Source organism: Streptomyces sp. CB01201 (genome assembly GCF_002803085.1).
Taxonomy (GTDB): Bacteria; Actinomycetota; Actinomycetes; order Streptomycetales; family Streptomycetaceae; genus Streptomyces; species Streptomyces hundungensis.
Genome location: NZ_NNBJ01000005.1, coordinates 1 through 17,667 on the forward strand (window position 1 = coordinate 1; position 17,667 = coordinate 17,667).

At 70.8% G+C, this 17,667-nt stretch carries 18 protein-coding genes; 12 read left to right on the forward strand and 6 right to left on the reverse strand.

The window, feature by feature from the left end; all coding sequences use genetic code 11:
• Positions 1-58: 58 nt before the first annotated feature.
• A complete protein-coding gene (locus tag CG740_RS12185) occupies positions 59-829 on the reverse strand; it encodes a hypothetical protein (RefSeq protein ID WP_159030280.1) in 771 nt (256 codons plus the stop codon).
• A 207-nt stretch (positions 830-1,036) separates the two neighbouring features.
• Between CG740_RS12185 and CG740_RS12190 the strand changes: the two genes are divergently transcribed.
• A complete protein-coding gene (locus CG740_RS12190) occupies positions 1,037-2,128 on the forward strand; it encodes a cytochrome P450 family protein (protein ID WP_199846416.1) in 1,092 nt (363 codons plus the stop codon).
• A gap of 1 nt (position 2,129) precedes the next feature.
• On the opposite strand, the gene CG740_RS12195 is transcribed toward CG740_RS12190, so the two are convergent.
• A complete protein-coding gene (locus CG740_RS12195; protein WP_100575102.1) occupies positions 2,130-3,146 on the reverse strand; it encodes a Gfo/Idh/MocA family protein in 1,017 nt (338 codons plus the stop codon).
• 124 nt (positions 3,147-3,270) lie between these two features.
• On the opposite strand from CG740_RS12195, the gene CG740_RS12200 reads away from it, so the two are divergent.
• The 7 genes from CG740_RS12200 to CG740_RS12230 all read left to right on the forward strand — a co-directional run bounded on the left by CG740_RS12200 (position 3,271) and on the right by CG740_RS12230 (position 10,009).
• Positions 3,271-4,020, forward strand: coding sequence for a GntR family transcriptional regulator (locus CG740_RS12200; protein WP_199846437.1), 750 nt, complete (start codon positions 3,271-3,273; stop codon positions 4,018-4,020).
• A 146-nt stretch (positions 4,021-4,166) separates the two neighbouring features.
• Entirely contained in the window at positions 4,167-5,180 is a 1,014-nt protein-coding gene (locus CG740_RS12205; RefSeq protein ID WP_100575103.1) for a substrate-binding domain-containing protein, read from the forward strand.
• Positions 5,181-5,278: 98 nt separating this feature from the next.
• Positions 5,279-6,292, forward strand: coding sequence for a sugar ABC transporter substrate-binding protein (locus tag CG740_RS12210; protein ID WP_100575104.1), 1,014 nt, complete (start codon positions 5,279-5,281; stop codon positions 6,290-6,292).
• The gene (locus CG740_RS12215) at positions 6,289-7,326 is read left to right on the forward strand and encodes an ABC transporter permease (RefSeq protein WP_100575105.1); all 1,038 of its coding nucleotides are present in this window, start codon (positions 6,289-6,291) and stop codon (positions 7,324-7,326) included. The genes CG740_RS12210 and CG740_RS12215 overlap by 4 nt, the downstream gene beginning before the upstream one ends.
• Positions 7,323-8,177, forward strand: a complete 855-nt coding sequence (locus tag CG740_RS12220) for an ATP-binding cassette domain-containing protein (protein ID WP_100575106.1) — start codon at positions 7,323-7,325, stop codon at positions 8,175-8,177. Before CG740_RS12215 ends, CG740_RS12220 begins: the two co-directional genes overlap by 4 nt.
• 75 nt (positions 8,178-8,252) lie before the next feature.
• Positions 8,253-9,422 (forward strand): ROK family glucokinase, encoded by a 1,170-nt coding sequence (locus tag CG740_RS12225; RefSeq protein ID WP_053725755.1) that lies wholly within the window; start codon positions 8,253-8,255, stop codon positions 9,420-9,422.
• On the forward strand, positions 9,422-10,009 hold the full coding sequence (locus CG740_RS12230; RefSeq protein WP_100575107.1) for a hypothetical protein: 588 nt from the start codon (positions 9,422-9,424) through the stop codon (positions 10,007-10,009). Before CG740_RS12225 ends, CG740_RS12230 begins: the two co-directional genes overlap by 1 nt.
• Positions 10,010-10,214: 205 nt before the next feature.
• Here the strand turns inward: CG740_RS12230 and CG740_RS12235 are convergent, their stop codons facing one another.
• Entirely contained in the window at positions 10,215-10,418 is a 204-nt protein-coding gene (locus CG740_RS12235; protein WP_100575108.1) for a phosphopantetheine-binding protein, read from the reverse strand.
• Between the two features lie 165 nt (positions 10,419-10,583).
• Between CG740_RS12235 and CG740_RS12240 the strand changes: the two genes are divergently transcribed.
• The 4 genes from CG740_RS12240 (at position 10,584) to CG740_RS12255 (ending at position 13,640) form a co-directional block, all read left to right on the forward strand.
• Entirely contained in the window at positions 10,584-11,573 is a 990-nt protein-coding gene (locus tag CG740_RS12240; protein WP_100575109.1) for an ATP-binding cassette domain-containing protein, read from the forward strand.
• 70 nt (positions 11,574-11,643) lie between these two features.
• Positions 11,644-12,375 carry an ABC transporter permease gene (locus CG740_RS12245; RefSeq protein ID WP_100575415.1) on the forward strand — a complete coding sequence of 244 codons (732 nt, stop codon included), beginning with the start codon at positions 11,644-11,646 and terminating at the stop codon, positions 12,373-12,375.
• A 192-nt stretch (positions 12,376-12,567) separates the two neighbouring features.
• Complete coding sequence (locus CG740_RS12250; RefSeq protein ID WP_100575110.1) at positions 12,568-13,317, forward strand: TetR/AcrR family transcriptional regulator; 750 nt, start codon at positions 12,568-12,570, stop codon at positions 13,315-13,317.
• A 152-nt stretch (positions 13,318-13,469) separates the two neighbouring features.
• Positions 13,470-13,640, forward strand: a complete 171-nt coding sequence (locus CG740_RS12255; protein ID WP_159030281.1) for a hypothetical protein — start codon at positions 13,470-13,472, stop codon at positions 13,638-13,640.
• 521 nt (positions 13,641-14,161) lie between these two features.
• Here the strand turns inward: CG740_RS12255 and CG740_RS12260 are convergent.
• From CG740_RS12260 to CG740_RS12270, 3 genes are read right to left on the reverse strand one after another with little or no spacing between them, the layout of a single operon-like run.
• Positions 14,162-15,436: a COG4705 family protein gene (locus CG740_RS12260; RefSeq protein ID WP_100575112.1), complete on the reverse strand. Its 1,275-nt coding sequence runs from the start codon at positions 15,434-15,436 to the stop codon at positions 14,162-14,164.
• A 38-nt stretch (positions 15,437-15,474) separates the two neighbouring features.
• Positions 15,475-16,743 (reverse strand): sensor histidine kinase, encoded by a 1,269-nt coding sequence (locus CG740_RS12265; RefSeq protein WP_100575113.1) that lies wholly within the window; start codon positions 16,741-16,743, stop codon positions 15,475-15,477.
• Positions 16,734-17,387 carry a response regulator transcription factor gene (locus CG740_RS12270; RefSeq protein WP_100575114.1) on the reverse strand — a complete coding sequence of 218 codons (654 nt, stop codon included), beginning with the start codon at positions 17,385-17,387 and terminating at the stop codon, positions 16,734-16,736. Before CG740_RS12270 ends, CG740_RS12265 begins: the two co-directional genes overlap by 10 nt.
• Between the last annotated feature and the right edge of the window lie 280 nt (positions 17,388-17,667).

Consider the following 17,667-nt stretch of genomic DNA (forward strand, 5'->3'; position numbering starts at 1 on the left):
CTGCGCATCAGTCAACGGCACACCCAAACCAACGACCGCCTGATCCAAACGAAATGGCCTAGGCCCGGCGCGCGGCCGCCGCCCGCTTGCGGTGCTCGCCGCGCAGCACGAGCGAGGGCCACTCGTCGCCGTACGCCCCGCAGGCGCAGACCGACCACAGCGACCACTGCTGGGGCACCGAGTAGTACGGCACCAGCACGCGCGCCGTGCGCAGCCGCGACAGCCTCACCGGGACCAGCGCGGGCAGCACATCCGGTGCCTGCCCGGCCAGGATCGCCCTGCGGCACGAGGGGCAGGCAGGGCGCCGGTCGGCCGCCGCCTCGCGCGGCCCGGTGCGCCGCCTGGCGCGCCGGCGGTGCTGCTGACGGACGGGTTCGCGGGTCCGGCCGGCCGCCGTGTGCAGCGGGTTGTAGAAGCAGCGCTCGGCAGGCTTCGGCACGGGTTGCCCGGCCGCTCGGGCATGGACGGCCGCGAACCGTTCGAGCGCGCGGTCGGCGAGCACCGCCGCGGCCGCGAGGTCGGGCAGATCGGCCGCCTCGTCGAGCAGTTTGCCCGCCGCCTGGAAGGCGTCGAAGGCCCAGGCGCAGTCGCCCTGGGCGCGCGGATCGGCGACGCCGGGCGTCAACGGTCCTGTACTGGAGGGGAGTTCGGTGGCACGCAGCACATCGCCGACGGCCGTCACCCGCGCGGACACCAGCCGGTCGAGCCGCTCACGCGCCGCCGCCCACTCGTCGAGGACCAGCTGCTGCTGTTCCTTCGACAGCTCCCCGGCCCGCCGCTCGGGCACGGCAGGACGCAGCCGCTCCATGAACCACCAACGCCTCAGCACCTTGCCTCCCTCGCCCCCACGGGCCCTAAGCTACTGGAGAGTCGGGGCCCCGCAGGGGCCGCCGCAGTCGCCCGACCCTCGTGAAGGGACACGCGTTGACCAGCGATGTCATAGTCGATCTCGCCGGCGCTCGGCGAGGAGTTCACCCGTGACCCCTACCGGGTCTACGCGGAACTGCGGACCCAGGGGCCGGTGCACCGGATCCGGATGCCCGAGGGGGCGGAGGCCTGGCTCGTGGTCGGGTACGAGGCCGGCCGGGCCGCGCTCGCCGACGGCCGGCTCTCCAAGGAGTGGCGCAATGCCGCGCCCGGGCTCGGCGTGAAACCGGTCTCGGCCGGCATCACCATGCTCAGCTCCGACGCCCCGGACCACACCCGGCTGCGCAAGCTGGTGACCCGCGCGTTCACCCCTCGCCGGGTGGATGAACTCGCCCCGCGCGTACAGGAGATGACCGACGGGTTCGTGGACGCGATGCTCGCCGCCCCGGACCGCCGGGCCGACCTCGTCGAGGCGCTCTCCTTCCCGCTGCCGATCACCGTCATCTGCGAACTCATCGGTGTGCCCGCCCTCGACCAGGACGCCTTCCGGCACTGGTCCAACATCTCCCTCTCGGCGCCTCTGCTCGAAGACCGGCTCGCCGCCTCCCGGTCGACCAACGGCTATCTGAAGCGACTCCTGGAGGACAAGCGCGCCCAGCCCGGCGACGACCTGATCAGCGCACTGATCCACACGGCCGACCAGGAGGGCGGCGACCGTCTGTCGCAGAACGAACTCCTCGGCATGGCCTGGGTGTTGCTCGTCGCGGGTCATGAGACGACCGTCAACCTCATCTCCAACGGCATGCTCGCGCTGCTGCGTCATCCGGACCAACTGGCCGCGCTGCGGGCCGACTTCGACGGCCTCATCGACAACGCGGTCGAGGAGATGCTGCGCTACGACGGCCCGGTCGAGACACCGACGTACCGGTTCACTCGGGAGCCCGTCGACATCGCCGGCACCCTCGTCCCCGGCGGCGGTGAGCTGGTGCTCGTGGCGCTCGCCGACGCCGACCGCGACCCGGCCCGCTACCCGGAGCCGGACCGCTTCGACATCCGGCGCGACGCGCGGGGCCATGTCGCCTTCGGGCACGGCATCCACTACTGCCTGGGCGCCCCGCTGGCCCGCCTTGAGGCCCGGATCGCGGTCCGTACCCTCCTCGACCGGTGCCCGGACCTCGCTCTCGACATCGACCCGGCCGCACTCCCGTGGCGCACCGGCATGATGATCCGAGGCCCCCAACGGCTGCCGGTGCGCTGGTAGTTCAGCCGTCGGCGGCCTCCGCGCCCGGGATCTCGGCCACCGGTACGACCCGCCGCTCACGGCGTGACACCTCGCACGCCTCCGCGATGCGCAGCGCGTGCAGGGCGTCCCGCCCGTCGCAGGGGTTCGCCGCCTCGCCCCGTACGACCCGGACGAAGGCGTCCAGTTCGGCCTCGTACGCGGGGGCGAACCGCTCCAGGAAGCCGGTCCACGGCTTCTCGGGCCGGGCCGGGCCGTACGGTTCGGCCGAGGTCAGCGGGGTGCGGTCGTCCAGACCGACCGCGAACTGGTCGCGCTCTCCGGCCAGTTCGAGCCGTACGTCGTAGCCCGCGCCGTTGCAGCGGGTCGCCGTCGCGGTCGCGAGCGTGCCGTCGTCCAGGGTGAGGACGACGGCCGCCGTGTCGATGTCGTCCGCCGCGCGGAACATCGCCGGCCCGGCGTCCGAGCCCATCGCGTACACCTCGACGACCTCGCGGCCGGTCACCCAGCGCACGATGTCGAAGTCGTGGACCAGGCAGTCGCGGTAGAGCCCACCGGACAGCGGGAGATAGGCGGCGGGCGGCGGCGCCGGGTCGGAGGTGACGGCCCGTACGGTGTGCAGCCGGCCGAGCCGTCCCGAGCGCACGAGCTCCCGGGCGCGCCGGTAGCCCGCGTCGAAGCGGCGCATGAAGCCGAGCTGGAGCTCGGTGCCCGCCGCCTCGACCGCGCCGAGCGCGGTCAGGGTGCCCGGCACGTCCAGGGCGACCGGTTTCTCGCAGAACGCGGGGAGCCCGGCGCGGGCGGCGTCCGCGATGAGCCCGGCGTGCGCGGCGGTCGCCGAGGCGATCACCACCGCGTCGGCTGCGGCGAGTGCCTCCGGCACGGTGGCGGCGGCCGTCGCGCCGGTGAGCGCCGCGACCTCGGCGGCCCGCGCCGCGTCGGCGTCCACGACCACCAGCTGCCCGACCTCGGGGTGGCGGGCCAGGACTCCGGCATGGAAGGCGCCGATCCGTCCCGTCCCGATCAGTGCGATGCGCATGGCCACACCGTGGCCGTGCCAGCTGGTCCTGTCAAGACTTTGTCCTGACAATCGAACTTCACGACTTCCCGTCAACATCCCCGGGCACTACGCTCGCCCCGTGCCCAAGCAGCCCAGACCGCCGATGGACTTCCCGAAGCCGCTCCAGCTCAGCGTGGACCGCACCAGCCCGGTCCCGCTCTACTTCCAGCTCTCGCAGCAGCTGGAGGCGGCCATCGAGAAGGGCACCCTCACACCCGGCAGCCTCCTCGGCAACGAGATCGACCTCGCCCATCGGCTCGGGCTCTCCCGGCCCACCGTCCGCCAGGCCATCCAGGCCCTGGTCGACAAGGGCCTCCTGGTGCGCCGCCGGGGCGTCGGGACCCAGGTCGTGCACAGCCAGGTCAAACGTCCGCTGGAGCTGAGCAGCCTCTTCGACGACCTGGAGGCGGCCGGGCAGAAGCCCGCCACCACCGTCCTGCGCAACACCTTCGAGCCGGCCACCGCCGAGGTCGCGGCCGCGCTCGGGGTGCCCGAGGGCAGCGACGTCCACCTGGTGGAGCGGCTGCGGTACGCGCACGGCGAGCCCATGGCCCGGCTGCGCAACCACCTGCCGGCCGGGCTGCTGCCGCTGGACACCGAGTATCTGGAGGGCACCGGGCTCTACCGGCTGATGCGGGGCGCGGGCATCACCCTGCACAGCGCGCGTCAGACGGTGGGCGCGCGGGCGGCCACCGCGCGGGAGGCCGACCTGCTCACCGAGGCGGTGGGCGCCCCGCTGCTCACCATGCAGCGCACCACCTTCGACGACACCGGCCGGGCCGTGGAGTTCGGCTCGCACCTCTACCGGGCCTCGCGCTACTCCTTCGAGTTCCAGCTGCTCGTACGGCCCTGAGTACGGCCCTGGGTACGGCCCTGAGGTTTCCGCCACCCGGACCGCGTACCGAGTCAGAATGTTCGGACAAACCATTGACGGTGCCACGGGCCCGCCGCTAGAACTCACGTGCCGCAACCGGGCGGCCGGGACAGAAGGCGGAACCCATGCGCACATCCCGCACGGCAACCACGGCAACCACGGCGGTCATGGCCGCCGCCGCACTGGCGCTCACGGTCGGTGGCTGTAGCAGTTCGGGGGGCAAGGGCTCCGAGGACAGGGGCTCCGCGCCGGCGAGCGCGGGCAAGGCGGTCGGCACCCCCCGTCTCAAGATCGCGATGGTGACCCACTCCGGCGAGGGCGACACGTTCTGGGACATCGTGCAGAGCGGCGCGAAACAGGCCGCCGCCAAGGACAACGTCGACTTCCTGTACTCGGCGAACAAGGAAGGCCAGCAGCAGGCGCAGCTGGTGCAGGCCGCCATCGATCAGAAGGTGGACGGCCTGATCGTCACGCTCGCCAAGCCCGAGGCCGTCAAGGACGTCGTCAAGAAGGCCGTCGCCGCCGGGATACCCGTCGTCACCATCAACTCCGGGGCCGACTACTCCCGGGCCGTCGGCGCCCTCGGCCATATCGGCCAGGACGAGGAGGTGGCCGGAGAGGCGGTCGGCGACGAGCTCAGCAGACGCGGAAGGAAGAAGGCCCTCTGCGTGCTCCACGAGCAGGGCAACGTCTCCCTGGAGCAACGCTGTGCGGGTGTGAAGAAGACGTTCCGGGGCAGCGTCGAGAACCTGAACGTGGACGGCACCAACACGCCCGCCTCCACCTCCTCCATCGAGGCGAAGCTCCAGTCGGCCAAGGACATCGACGCGGTCGTCACGCTCGGCGCGCCGATGGCGGCGGCCGCGGTCCAGGCCAAGGGTGACGCGGGCAGCTCGGCCGAGATCGACACCTTCGACCTGAACGCGGCCGTGATCAAGCAGTTCAAGGCCCAGCAGATCGGCTTCGCCGTCGACCAGCAGCCCTACCTCCAGGGCTACCTCGCCGTCGACGAGTTGTGGCTGAACAAGACCAACGGTGACGTCATCGGCGGCGGCCGGCCGGTCCTCACCGGACCCGCGATCGTCACCGGCAAGGACGTGCCGACGCTGGAGAAGTACACCGCCCGCGGTACCCGATGATCGCCCGCCGACCCGGCGTGACCCATACTTGGGCGGCCGGGGCAGGCCTGAACCAGCCCCGGCGGCACCCGGTGGTACAGCAAGAAGGGCACGGCGTCGTGGCAAGGGTTCGGACAGGGGTACGCGTCATGGGCGCGGTGCTGGCAGCGGTGCTCGGAGTCTCCTTGGCGGGGTGCAGCAGCACCGGCGGCAAGCGCGCCGAGGACGCGCGCAAGTCCGCGCAGGCCCAGGGCAGGGCCGCGGTGAACACGCCCCACTGGAAGTTCGCGATGGTCACCCACTCGGGCGACGGCGACACGTTCTGGGACATCGTGCAGAGCGGCGCCAAGCAGGCGGCCGTCAAGGACAACATCGACTTCCTCTACTCGCACAGCGACCAGGGGCAGCAGCAGGCCCAGTTCGTGCAGGCGGCCATCGACCAGAAGGTGGACGGCCTGATCGTCACGCTCGCAAAGCCGGACGCCCTCAAGGACGTCGTGGCCAAGGCCGAGAAGGCCGGCATCCCGGTGATCACGGTGAACTCGGGCTCGGAGAAGTCCAAGGAGTTCGGGGCGCTCACCCACATCGGCCAGGACGAGACCATCGCGGGCGAGGCCGTCGGCGAGGAGCTCACCAAGCGCGGCCGGAAGAAGGCGCTCTGCGTCCTGCACGAGCAGGGCAACGTCGGCCACGAACAGCGCTGCGCCGGCACCAAGCAGGCGTTCAAGGGCGAGGTGCAGAACCTCTACGTCACCGGCACCAGCATGCCCGACGTGCAGTCCTCCATCGAGGCCAAGCTCCAGGCGGACCCGTCCATCGACGCGGTCGTGACCCTGGGCGCGCCCTTCGCGGACACCGCCGTCAAGGCCAAGCAGTCGGCCGGCAGCTCCGCCGAGATCGACACCTTCGACCTCAACGAGAAGGTCGCCGCGTCACTCAAGGCCGGCACCCTCGGCTTCGCCGTCGACCAGCAGCCCTACCTCCAGGGGTACGAGGCGGTGGACCTGCTCTGGCTCTACAAGTACAACGCCGATGTGCTCGGCGGCGGGCGCCCGGTGCTGACCGGACCGCAGATCATCACCAAGGACCAGGCCGCCGCGCTGGAGGCGTACACGAAGCGGGGGACCCGATGACCGCGACCGACATCGCCGGGGACGAGCGCCTGCTGCGCCGCTCGGTCTGGCGCAAGATCCTCGGCCGTCCCGAACTCGGCTCGGTGGTCGGGGCCGCGGCCGTCTTCCTCTTCTTCTCGGTCGTCGCCGACAGCTTCCTCCAGCCCTCCAGCCTCTCGACCGTCCTGTACGCGGCCTCGACGATCGGCATCATGGCGGTGCCGGTGGCGCTGCTCATGATCGGCGGCGAGTTCGACCTGTCGGCCGGCGTCCTCGTGACGACGTCGGCGCTCGTCTCGTCGATGTTCAGCTACCAGATGACGGCGAACGTCTGGGTGGGCGTGCTGGTCTCGCTGCTCGTCACCGTCGCCATCGGCGCGTTCAACGGCTTCATGCTGACCCGCACCAAGCTGCCCAGCTTCATCATCACGCTCGGCACGTTCCTGATGCTGACCGGCCTCAACCTCGGCTTCACCAAGCTGATCAGCGGCACGGTCTCGACGAAGTCCATCGCCGACATGGAGGGCTTCGAGTCGGCGAAGAAGCTCTTCGCCTCCCAGCTCACCATCGGCTCGGTCAGTCTGAAGGTCACCATCCTGTGGTGGTTCGCCCTGGTCGCGATCGCCACCTGGATCCTGCTGCGGACCCGCTTCGGCAACTGGATCTTCGCGGTGGGCGGCGAGGCGGACGCGGCCCGTGCGGTGGGCGTACCGGTCTTCAAGACGAAGATCGGCCTCTACATGGGCGTCGCCTTCGCCGCCTGGGTCTCGGGCCAGCACCTGCTGTTCTCGTTCGACGTGGTGCAGTCCGGCGAGGGCGTCGGCAACGAGCTGATCTACATCATCGCGGCCGTCATCGGCGGCTGTCTGATCACCGGCGGCTACGGCTCGGCGATCGGCTCCGCGGTCGGCGCGTTCATCTTCGGCATGACCAGCAAGGGCATCGTGTACGCGGAGTGGAACCCCGACTGGTTCAAGTTCTTCCTCGGAGCGATGCTCCTGCTCGCCACCCTGCTCAACGCATGGGTGCGCAAGCGGGCGGAGGCGACAGCATGACGACGAACCCGCAGACGACGCCGGCCACGACGGACGGGCGCACCGCGCTCGTCGAGCTCGACGACGTCAGCAAGTACTACGGCAACATCCGTGCCCTCGAAGGGGTCTCCCTGGAGGTCCACGCCGGGGAGATCACCTGCGTACTGGGGGACAACGGCGCGGGCAAGTCGACCCTCATCAAGATCATCGCGGGGCTCCACCGGCACGACGCCGGAACCTTCCGCATCGAGGGCGAGGACGTCTCGCTGAGCAACCCCCGCGAGGCCCTGGACCGCGGCATCGCCACCGTCTACCAGGACCTGGCCGTGGTCCCGCTGATGCCGGTCTGGCGCAACTTCTTCCTCGGCTCCGAGCCCACGAAGGGCAAGGGCCCCTTCAGGCGGCTCGACGTCGAGAGGATGCGTGCCACCACCCGCGCCGAGCTGCTGCGCATGGGCATCGACCTGCGGGACGTGGACCAGCCGATCGGCACCCTGTCCGGCGGCGAGCGCCAGTGCGTCGCGATCGCCCGCGCGGTCTACTTCGGTGCCAAGGTCCTGGTCCTCGACGAACCCACCGCGGCCCTCGGCGTGAAGCAGTCCGGCGTCGTCCTGAAGTACGTGGCGGCCGCCCGGGACGCCGGACTCGGCGTGGTTCTCATCACGCACAACCCGCACCACGCGTACCTCGTCGGCGACCGTTTCGTGCTCCTCAAGCGCGGCACGATGACCGGCAGCCACCTGCGCTCGGAGATCACCCTGGACGAGCTGACCCGCCAGATGGCGGGCGGCAGCGAGCTCGAAGAGCTCAGCCACGAGCTCCGGCGCGCACCCGCCCCCGGCCACCTGGGCGGCCCCGCCGAGAAGGAGTGAGCAGGCCGCCCCGGCCCACCGGGGCGGCCCCTCGCGCAGGGTCCGGGTCCCCCAGGAGTGGCAGAATCGGCCCCGATGACCACGTACCGCGACTTCGCCCTAGCCCACCGGGGTTCCGCCCGGGCCACCGTGCTGCGCACCGTAGGCACCCGGGAACGCCGCTCGCACCTGACGGCGCCCCGGGTCCCGACCGTCGGCATCGACATCGGCGGTACGAAGGTGATGGCCGGGGTCGTCGACGCGGACGGGAACATCCTGGAGAAGCTCCGCACGGAGACCCCGGACAAGTCCAAGAGCCCCAAGGTCGTCGAGGACACCATCACCGAGCTGGTGCTCGACCTCTCCGACCGGCACGATGTGCACGCCGTGGGCATCGGCGCGGCCGGCTGGGTCGACGCCGACCGCTCCACCATCCTGTTCGCCCCGCACCTCGCCTGGCGCAACGAGCCGCTGCGCGACGCCCTCCAGGCCCGCCTCGCGGTCCCGGTCATGGTCGACAACGACGCCAACACGGCCGCCTGGGCCGAGTGGCGCTTCGGCGCCGGACGCGGCGAGGACCACCTCGTCATGATCACGCTCGGCACCGGCATCGGCGGCGCGATCCTGGAGGACGGGCAGGTCAAGCGGGGCAAGTACGGGGTCGCCGGCGAGTTCGGCCATATGCAGGTCGTGCCCGGCGGACACCGCTGCGCCTGCGGCAACCGCGGCTGCTGGGAGCAGTACAGCTCGGGGAACGCCCTGGTGCGCGAGGCCCGCGAACTGGCGACCGCCGACTCCCCGGTCGCGTACAACATCATCGAGCGGGTCGGCGGGAACATCCCCGAGATCACCGGGCCGCTCATCACCGAGCTGGCCCGCGAGGGCGACGCCATGTGCGTCGAGCTGCTCCAGGACATCGGGCAGTGGCTCGGCGTCGGCATCGCCAACCTGGCCGCCGCCCTCGACCCCTCCTGCTTCGTGATCGGCGGCGGTGTCAGCGCCGCCGACGACCTGTTGATCGGGCCCGCGCGGGACGCCTTCCGGCGCCACCTCACCGGCCGCGGCTACCGGCCCGAGGCCAGGATCGCCAAGGCCCAGCTCGGCCCCGAGGCGGGTATGGTCGGCGCCGCAGACCTCGCCCGTCTGGTGGCCCGCCGCTTCCGCCGGGCCAACCGCCGCCGGGTCGAGCGCTACGAGCGCTACGCCAAGGCGGCAGAAGCCGTCCGCAGGACGGGCACCACCCGCACCACCCAGGGATCCGACTGATGACACCGTCCGACCGCCCCGCGGTGCCGCGCCAGTCCCCGCCGCCGGACGAGCGGCCGCCCGAGAGCCACCAGCACATGGTCCGGCGGCGCTGGATCACCGCGGTGATCATCGTGCTGCTCATCGGCGTACCCGCCGGCTACCTGGCGATCTCCGCCGAGCAGAGCCGCACCAGCGGCCGCGACAAGGAGGCCACCGCCTCGCCGACCGGCCTCCGGCACGACTGGCCCTCCAAGACCCAGCGGCGCATCTACAACGTGCCGATCCCGGCGGACGCCGTCGGTGTCGACTACTTCGAGTCGAACACCTGGAACGTCAGCAAGCTGTTCGTCAACTTCCGCACCAGCGCGGCGGGCCTGGCCGAGTTCATGAAGGAGAGCGGCACCAGCACCGCCGCGCTCAAGCCCGGGGATGTCACGGTCTCCGCGGCGGACGCCAAGCGGGTCGGCTGGCCCTTCGCCCCCGGCCATGACTGGGCGGGCACCACCCACACCCAGAAGGACCCGCTGCCGACCCGGAACATCACGGTCGACGAGACCGACCCGGACCGGCCGGTCGTCTACGTGGTGTCCACGGCGACTCCCTGACGGGCCGACATGCCGACGGGCTGTGCCGGGGCACGCGGCGCGGCCCCGGGCCCGTCGGCCCACCCGCCTCGGACGGCGCTGCCGCCGACTCCTTGAGGCCGCGGACGAGATCCGCAACCAGGCCTGCGGGCAACGGAATTGACGTACCGTCACTTGTCTTGCCGCGCAGGTCGGGACGGTCAGGGCGCCCCTTCGCGGTCGGCGGTCACGCCACCCCTTCGAGGTCCCCGGAGCCCACGCCGGCCGCCAGCCGGGCCACCGCCGCCCACAGCGTGCCGGCCGTGCCGAACGTCTCCCGGCTGAGCGCCTCGTCGACGAACCGTATGTCGTAGCGCGCCTCCAGCCTGCCGAGCAGTTCCACGGTGCCGAGCGAGTCCAGACCCGCGTCGCGCAGATCGGTGTCGGCCACCCATGTCCGGACTGCCTTCCCTCCGCCGAACTGCCCCTGGCGGAGCCTTGCTTGACGGCCCCAGAAGCTACTGTGTACGTTGTACGCAAGATAGCGTACGTCGCACACTTTTTAGTGTGCGTCGCACGCAGAAGAGCGGGGCGGCCCGCGTCACGGAGGCGGAAAATGAGCGGTAACTGGGCCGTTGAGGCGGCTGGACTCAGGAAGTCGTACGGAAAAATCGACGTCCTGGCCGGTATCGATCTGAAAGTCCCGGCAGCCAGCGTGTTCTCGCTGCTCGGTCCGAACGGCGCGGGCAAGACGACGACCGTACGGATCCTGTCGACGCTCCTGCGCGCCGACGGCGGGCAGGCGCGGGTGGGCGGGTTCGACGTCGACCGACAGCAGCGCGATGTGCGACGGATCATCAGTCTGACCGGGCAGTCCGCGTCCGTGGACCAGTTGCAGACCGGCGAGGAGAACCTCCGGATGACGGCCAGTCTGGCGGGTGTCTCACGACGCGACGCCAAGCGCCGGGCCCAGGAGCTGCTGGAGCGCTTCGACCTCGCGGAGGCCGGCAACCGCCGGGTGGCGACCTACTCCGGCGGCATGCGCCGCCGTCTCGACCTCGCCGCGGGCCTCGTCGGCCGCCCCTCGGTCATCTTCCTCGACGAGCCCACGACCGGACTCGACCCGCGCAGCCGCCGTTCGATGTGGGACGTCATCACGGGCCTGCTGGGCGAGGGCGTCACCATCTTCCTCACCACGCAGTACCTGGAGGAGGCCGACCAGCTCGCCGACTCGGTCGCGGTGCTCGACGGCGGCCGGGTGGTCGCCGAGGGCGCCCCCGCCGAGCTCAAGCGCCGCGTGGCCGGCCAGCGCCTCGACCTCGTCTTCGGCGACGACGCCGGTTACGACGAGGGGCTGCGCCTGCTGCCCGGCCGGATCTCCACCGAGGACCGCGCCCGGCTGACGATCGGCGTGCCCACCGACGGCAGCGCGGCGCAGGTGCGCTCGCTGCTCGACGAGATCGACCCGCAGGCCCGCCTGGTCAGCAGCTTTTCCGTGCACACGGCCACGCTCGACGACGTCTTCCTCGCCCTGACGGGCCGCCCCGCGCAGAGCGGCCAGAACGAGAACTCCAACGAGACCGACAAGGAGACCGCCGGTGTCTGAACTGGCCCTTTCCGCAGGCACGGTGCGGCCCCGCAGCAGGTCGCTCGCCACCGTCCAGGACGCGATCACCATGAGCGGCCGGTGCATCCGCCTCAGCTCGCGCGCCCTGGACGCCATCATCACCTCGGTCATGATGCCGGTCATGCTGATGCTGGTCTTCGTCTACCTCTTCGGCGGCGCCATCAAGAACACCACCGGCGGCGACTACGTCAACTACGTCGTCCCCGGCGTGCTCCTGCTCTGCGCCGGCTGGGGCGGGGCGGCCACGGCCGTGAACGTCAACATGGACATGAACGGCGGCATCGTCGACCGGCTGCGGTCGATGGACGTCGGCGGCACGGCCGTGATCGCCGGGCATGTGGTGTCCAGCGTCGCGCGCAACGTCGTCTCGACCCTGATCGTCTTCGGTGTCGCCCTGCTCATCGGGTTCCGTTCCGACGCCAACCTCATGGGGTGGCTCGGCGCGGTGGGCGTCCTGCTGATGTTCATGCTGGCCGTCTCCTGGCTCGCCTCCGTCTTCGGACTCCTGGTCCAGTCGGCCGAGGCCGCCGGCGGGTTCTCCTTCATCATGATGTTCGTCCCGTACGTCAGCAGCGCCTTCGTGCCCGTCTCCACCCTTCCGTCCTGGCTGCGCGGGGTGGCCGAACACCAGCCGGTCACCCCGGTCATCGAGTCCCTGCGGGCCCTGCTGAACAATGAGCCGCTCGGCAACAGCGGCTGGCTGGCCGTGGCTTGGTGCGCCGGCATCCTCGTGGTGTCCACCGTGCTCGCCAACGTGCTCTTCCGGAAGCGGGTCGCGTAACACATACCCTGCCCGGCGCGCTGTAGGTAAGTGCGCCCCCATAGACCACCGGTCGTCCGCGCCCCCCGTCGCGGACGACCGGTGCTGTTGTCGTTGACAACTGTGACAGCCGTGTCCCTCCGGCCGCTCGCTCGGGATAAGTTGAGGACGGCATGACTGGCACATCGGGAAACTGAAGAAGAGAAAGCAGGGATGATGGACAAGGAGACCGGAGTGGGCCTGCCGGCGAGTATTGAAGTGGCCTGGGGGCTGCGAGAGCCGGTCACCAAGGGCCCTAAACGAGTCCTGAGTCTTGAGCGGATCGTCGGAACGGCCATGAAGATCGCCGAGGAAGCGGGTCTCGGCGCTGTTTCGATGAGCCGTATCGCCGGTGAACTGAAATCCTCGACCATGTCGCTCTACCGGTATGTGTCGGCGAAGGACGAATTGCTTCCCCTCATGGTCGACCAGGCATTCGGTCCTCCGGTCGCACCGGAGAAGGAGTGCGAGGGCTGGCGGGCCGGCCTCGAACACTGGAGCTGGTCGTATCTCGCCGTGCTGCGTCGCCATGCCTGGGTCGTCCATGTCCCCATCGGCGGCCCGCCGTCCACGCCCAACCAGGTCGCCTGGGTCGAGCAGGGTCTTTCGTTCCTCGTCGACGCGAAGCTGCGCGAATCGGAGAAGATGTCGACGATTCTGTTGCTGGCGGGGATCGTGCGCAACGACGCGATGCTGGCCAGTACGTACGAGGCCTTCGCGAAGGCCGGCGCCTCGGGCGACGAGATCATGATGGACTACCGCCGACTGATCGAGCGGCTGGCCGACAAGGAGCACTTCCCCGCCATCAACCGGGTCATCCAGGCCGGCGTGTTCGACGCCGCCGATGACCAGGACACCGAATTCACGTTTGCCCTCGACCGAGTTCTCGATGGCGTCGACGCACTTATTCGAGACCGCCCCTAGTCGAATAGAGAGAGTCGAATAGAGAGGGCCGGCCAGAAAAGGCGTTGATAGGGGCCCACGGAATCCCTTCACGTTGGCAATGCAGGGTAGAAAAGACGAAGACGGGCCGACCTCGCGCGAGGGGCGATACGTGCCCGTGGGGCGTGTCGGCCGTGCGGCTCAACCCTCTGTTCGCCAGCACCAGGCACTTCTCGCTGCACAAGGTCATGCACGACGCTCCGCCCGCGGCCGACGCCGAGCAGGAGGAGCAGAAGCCCGACACCCTCGTGGCGCATGGGTGTGGTTCGCGGCGCTCCCCGGGGTGCTCGCCTCGCACCAAGTGACCACCCCGGCCGGTGAGTTCCTCTCCGCCAACTGGCGCTGGTCTACCTGCCGCGGCAGTCCCAGTGCGAGGGTGCCACCTTCGACGAGACCTTCGGCTTCGCCGCCCCCTGCGTCAATGACCGTGCCCACAGGGGCGATTTGCCGCCGCCGATCGACGGCCTCCTCGTGGTGCTGATCACCATGGCGGCACCGGCACCGGCACCGAGTCGCCGGGCCTCGGAGCCCCGGCGAACGGGAGATCACGGACATCAACACTGTCTATCCGGAACAAGGCCTGCCCCGCCTGGCGGTCCCGGGCCGAGGCTTCGCCCAGCTCGACACCGGCGCCATGCCTCCGGGGTCGTCCTCGACAAGTTCCCCCATCTTGGGCACCCGGCTCGTGGTACGCGGCCTCCAAGGCGTCGTTGGACCTGCCGGCCGTCGCCTTGGTCGCCCCGGCAGCAAGCCCGGCGAGGCGAGGTGGCCGGGCCGGGGGAGGTGAGCACGACCACTGCTGCTGTCGCGCGAATTTGATAAACCGTCAGCCCAGGTCCGTCAAAAGGGCGTTGAGTTCGCTCTCCTGCTGTGCCGCCGGCATCGGGGCGTTCTGGTGATCGATGCCGAAGGTCTTGAGCACCTTGTCCATCTGGGCATCGATGGAGGTCCAGCCGGTGGTGTCCATCGCCTGGAGCGCATCCTGGTCGGCGTCCCACAGGTCGCGCAGCGACTGGGCGGCCGCGTGGGCGCCGGCGGCGTCTCCCGCGCGTGCGTCCTTGAGCGAGGTCGACGCGAGGGTCCGCAGCGCGCCGACCTTCGCGGGCGGGAAGTTCTTCGCCGCCTGGCCCGGGGCCAACCGGACCGCGGAGGTGGTGTCGGTTTCCGGCGCCGGGCCGGTGTGGGGCTGGGCGTGGGCCCAGGCCAGCAGGGCCGCGGTGGCGACGGCCAGCACTCCGAATCCGGCCAGCGCGACGCGCTCCCTGCGCGGGTCGCCGGCGACCTGTGCGCCGCGGGCGGTCTCATGGGCCTCGGTCACGTCCGAGCGCGTCACCGTGAGGTAGACGACGGTCGCCAGGATCAGGCCGAGGAAGATCACGCTGGTGGTGAAGGTGCCCAGGGCGAGACCGGTCGGGTCGCCCGGGTTCTGCGCGGCCTTGGGGGAGGCGAGCCAGTCGCCGATGTTGGCGCCCAGCGGGCGGGTCAGGATGTAGGCGAGCCAGAAGGACAGCACGGGGTTCGCGCCGGACCGCCACAGCGCTGTGATCGCCGCGATCAGACCGAGCGGCAGCAGCACCGAGACGCCCGGGCTCCAGCCGGTGAGTTCCAGGGTCCAGTCGCCGGTAGCGGTGCCGAGCGCGAAGGTGACCAGGACCGTCAGCCAGTAGAACGACTCGCGCGGCAGCGTGGTGACCGAGTGGATCGACAGCGTGCGCTCGCGCAGCCACCACGCACCGAAGACCACCGCGAGCAGCACCGAGAAGACCGCTGAACTGATCCACAGCGGCACGTTCAGTTGGTCGGTCAGGATGTCGGTGTACAAGGTGCCCGTGACACTGACAACGACCACGGTCAGCCAGTACGGGAAGGGGACGTACCGCTTCAGCCGCAGCTGGACGGTGAGGAGCACCGCCAGCACCGCGGTGAAGATCCAGGACGTGTTCACCAGGCCGACGCCCAGCTGGGTGTTGATCCAGTCGGCGAAGCTCTCACCGACCGTCGTGCACAGGACCTTGATCACCCAGAACCAGACGGTGACCTCGGGGACCTTGTTGAGCATGAGCCGCCCGCTGCGGGGGCGTGCCTCGGTTGTCGTTGTCATGCGGTGAGGTTCGCGCGGGGAACCTGCACACAACCTGACTAGGCGGCCGGCCGGCCGGCGGGGAGCGTGAGTTCGATGTGACCGCGGCCGTCCGCGATCGCGCGGACCTCCACGCCGGCGGAGGCGGCGATGCGCCGGACCACCGGAAGCCCCAGGCCGTACCCGTCGCCGCCGCTCACACCCGCTTCGAAGACCCGGTCGACCTCCGCGGGGTCGAAGCCGGGGCCGTCGTCCAGGACATCGACCACGATCGCCCCGTCCTGGACCCGTGCGGTGATCCATACGCGCGACCGCGCATGCCGCAGGCCGTTCTCCAGCAGGGGGGACAGCAGCGACACGGCGACGTCGGCCGCCACGGCGACCTCGACCTTCTCGGGAAGGGCCACCTCGACCGCGCGCCCGGCGATCGCCTGCCGCGCGGCGGATCGCAGATCGCACCGGCTACCAGCGGCGACCCGGGTGCGCGCGGCGCTCAGGATCGTCGTGATCGCCGCGTCGAGGCGGTCGACCTCGCCCAGCACCGCATCCGGCGCCACGGACTCGCCGCACAGCTGCGCCAGCTGCGCCTCGCCCCGCAGGACCGTGAGCGGGGTCCGCAGCTCGTGGGCGATCTCGTCGGTGAGCCGGCGCTCGTCCGCCAGCGCGCGGTCGACGCGCTCCAGCAGGTGGTCCAGGGTCCGTCCCAGTTCCCCGAACTCGTCCCGCGGCACTCCGAGGTCGAAGCGGCGCCCGGGCTGGTGATGGCCCCAGTCGTCGGCGAGGGCCGCCATCTCGTGCACGACCCGCAGCGCGCGGCGCACCACGAGGTGCGCGACACCGCCGGCGAGGAGGATGGCGAGGCCGCCCAGGATCAGGGACAAGGTCAGGCTGTGCTGCTCGGACGTCTCGTAGGGCGTGAGGTCCACCCGGACGACCACCATGACCCGGTGGCCGTCGACCGGGATCCTCTGCGCGTACAGGAGGTAGCTGCCGACGGTGGCGGTCTGCGATCGCCCCGAATCCGCCAGGGCTTCGACGCACCCGACCACACTCGCCGGCACGTTCCCGTCGATCAGGCGGCCGTCGGCGTACACCCAGGCGACCTCGTCCAGTGCCTCGCTGCTGTTCTCCGTCACTACGACACGGCCCCCCGCCGTGGTGACGTTCCCCGCCACCGCGTCGGCGCGGGTGCGCGCGAGGCTGTGCGCGTCGGCGTCCGTCACTCGGCTCAGCAGTACGTGCGAGACCACGACCAGCGTCGCGACCACGGCGGTGGCGATCACGACGGTGAGCGCGACGACCCTTCTGCGGAACCCCGTCACTGCCATCGGTAGCCCACGCCGCGTACGGTCGCCAGATGCCCGGCCACACCCAGCGGACCGAGCTTGGTCCGCAGCCGTCGCACGAAGGAGTCCAGGGTGTTGTCGCTGACCTGCGCTCCGTGCGGCCAGCCCGCGGCGATGAGGGCGTGGCGGCGGACCGCGTCCCCCTGCGAGGCGATCAGCCGGCCCAGCAGCCGGAACTCCGTCGGAGTCAGGCTCTCGCTCACCGAGCCGTAGGTCACCACGTGCTTGGCCGGATCGAGCACGACCTCCCGCACCGCGGGCGGCACGGTGGCCCGGCGCAGCAGCGCACGGACGCGGACCAGCAGCTCCGGGACGTCGAAGGGCTTGGTCAGGTAGTCGTCGGCGCCCGCCTCGAAGCCGCCCACCTTGTGGTGCATTCCGTCCAGGGCGGTGAGCATCAGCACCGGCACGTCGACTCCGCGGGCCCGAAGGGCGACGCAGACGTCGCGCCCGTCGGCGTCCGGAAGCCCGAGGTCCAGGACGATCAGGCGCGGAGCCCGTTCGAGCTGCCGCAGCAGGCTCTCGGCGGTGGCGGCGACGGAAACGGTGTGGCCGTCGTGCTCCAGGGCGCGCTTGAGGACGCTGCGTACAGCCGCGTCGTCTTCGCACACCATGATGAGAGCCACGTGCCGACCCTAGATACTCCCGTCCCGTATCTCCATCCGCCCAGGTCAACTCGGGCGACACGGCATACGCCGGGTCGCCCGAGCCGGGTCGGTCGCACGGTCGTCGGCGGCCCGAGTGGCCGAGGACGTTCCCGTTCGGGTCGCCCGCATGCCGGAGCGACCCGGGAAGGGGAGGCCTCGTCGATGGATCGGATGCGGAGCCCGTGGCGTGCCGGGCGACGGCGGCCCGTGCCGGAGCGGGCCGGTTCTAGGATGGACGCTTCTGGGCTGTTCCGTGCCG

Bases quoted from the DNA above. Each gene is read 5' to 3' on its own strand.
- CG740_RS12195 (WP_100575102.1), bottom strand. From the start codon at position 3,146: ATGCGCATCGCACTGATCGGGACGGGACGGATCGGCGCCTTCCATGCC.
- CG740_RS12225 (WP_053725755.1), top strand. From the start codon at position 8,253: ATGACCACGTACCGCGACTTCGCCCTAGCCCACCGGGGTTCCGCCCGG.
- CG740_RS12240 (WP_100575109.1), top strand. From the start codon at position 10,584: ATGAGCGGTAACTGGGCCGTTGAGGCGGCTGGACTCAGGAAGTCGTAC.
- CG740_RS12260 (WP_100575112.1), bottom strand. From the start codon at position 15,436: ATGACAACGACAACCGAGGCACGCCCCCGCAGCGGGCGGCTCATGCTC.
- CG740_RS12200 (WP_199846437.1), top strand. From the start codon at position 3,271: ATGGACTTCCCGAAGCCGCTCCAGCTCAGCGTGGACCGCACCAGCCCG.
- CG740_RS12230 (WP_100575107.1), top strand. From the start codon at position 9,422: ATGACACCGTCCGACCGCCCCGCGGTGCCGCGCCAGTCCCCGCCGCCG.
- CG740_RS12250 (WP_100575110.1), top strand. From the start codon at position 12,568: ATGATGGACAAGGAGACCGGAGTGGGCCTGCCGGCGAGTATTGAAGTG.
- CG740_RS12205 (WP_100575103.1), top strand. From the start codon at position 4,167: ATGCGCACATCCCGCACGGCAACCACGGCAACCACGGCGGTCATGGCC.
- CG740_RS12265 (WP_100575113.1), bottom strand. From the start codon at position 16,743: ATGGCAGTGACGGGGTTCCGCAGAAGGGTCGTCGCGCTCACCGTCGTG.
- CG740_RS12215 (WP_100575105.1), top strand. From the start codon at position 6,289: ATGACCGCGACCGACATCGCCGGGGACGAGCGCCTGCTGCGCCGCTCG.
- CG740_RS12220 (WP_100575106.1), top strand. From the start codon at position 7,323: ATGACGACGAACCCGCAGACGACGCCGGCCACGACGGACGGGCGCACC.
- CG740_RS12245 (WP_100575415.1), top strand. From the start codon at position 11,644: ATGAGCGGCCGGTGCATCCGCCTCAGCTCGCGCGCCCTGGACGCCATC.
- CG740_RS12190 (WP_199846416.1), top strand. From the start codon at position 1,037: ATGCCCGAGGGGGCGGAGGCCTGGCTCGTGGTCGGGTACGAGGCCGGC.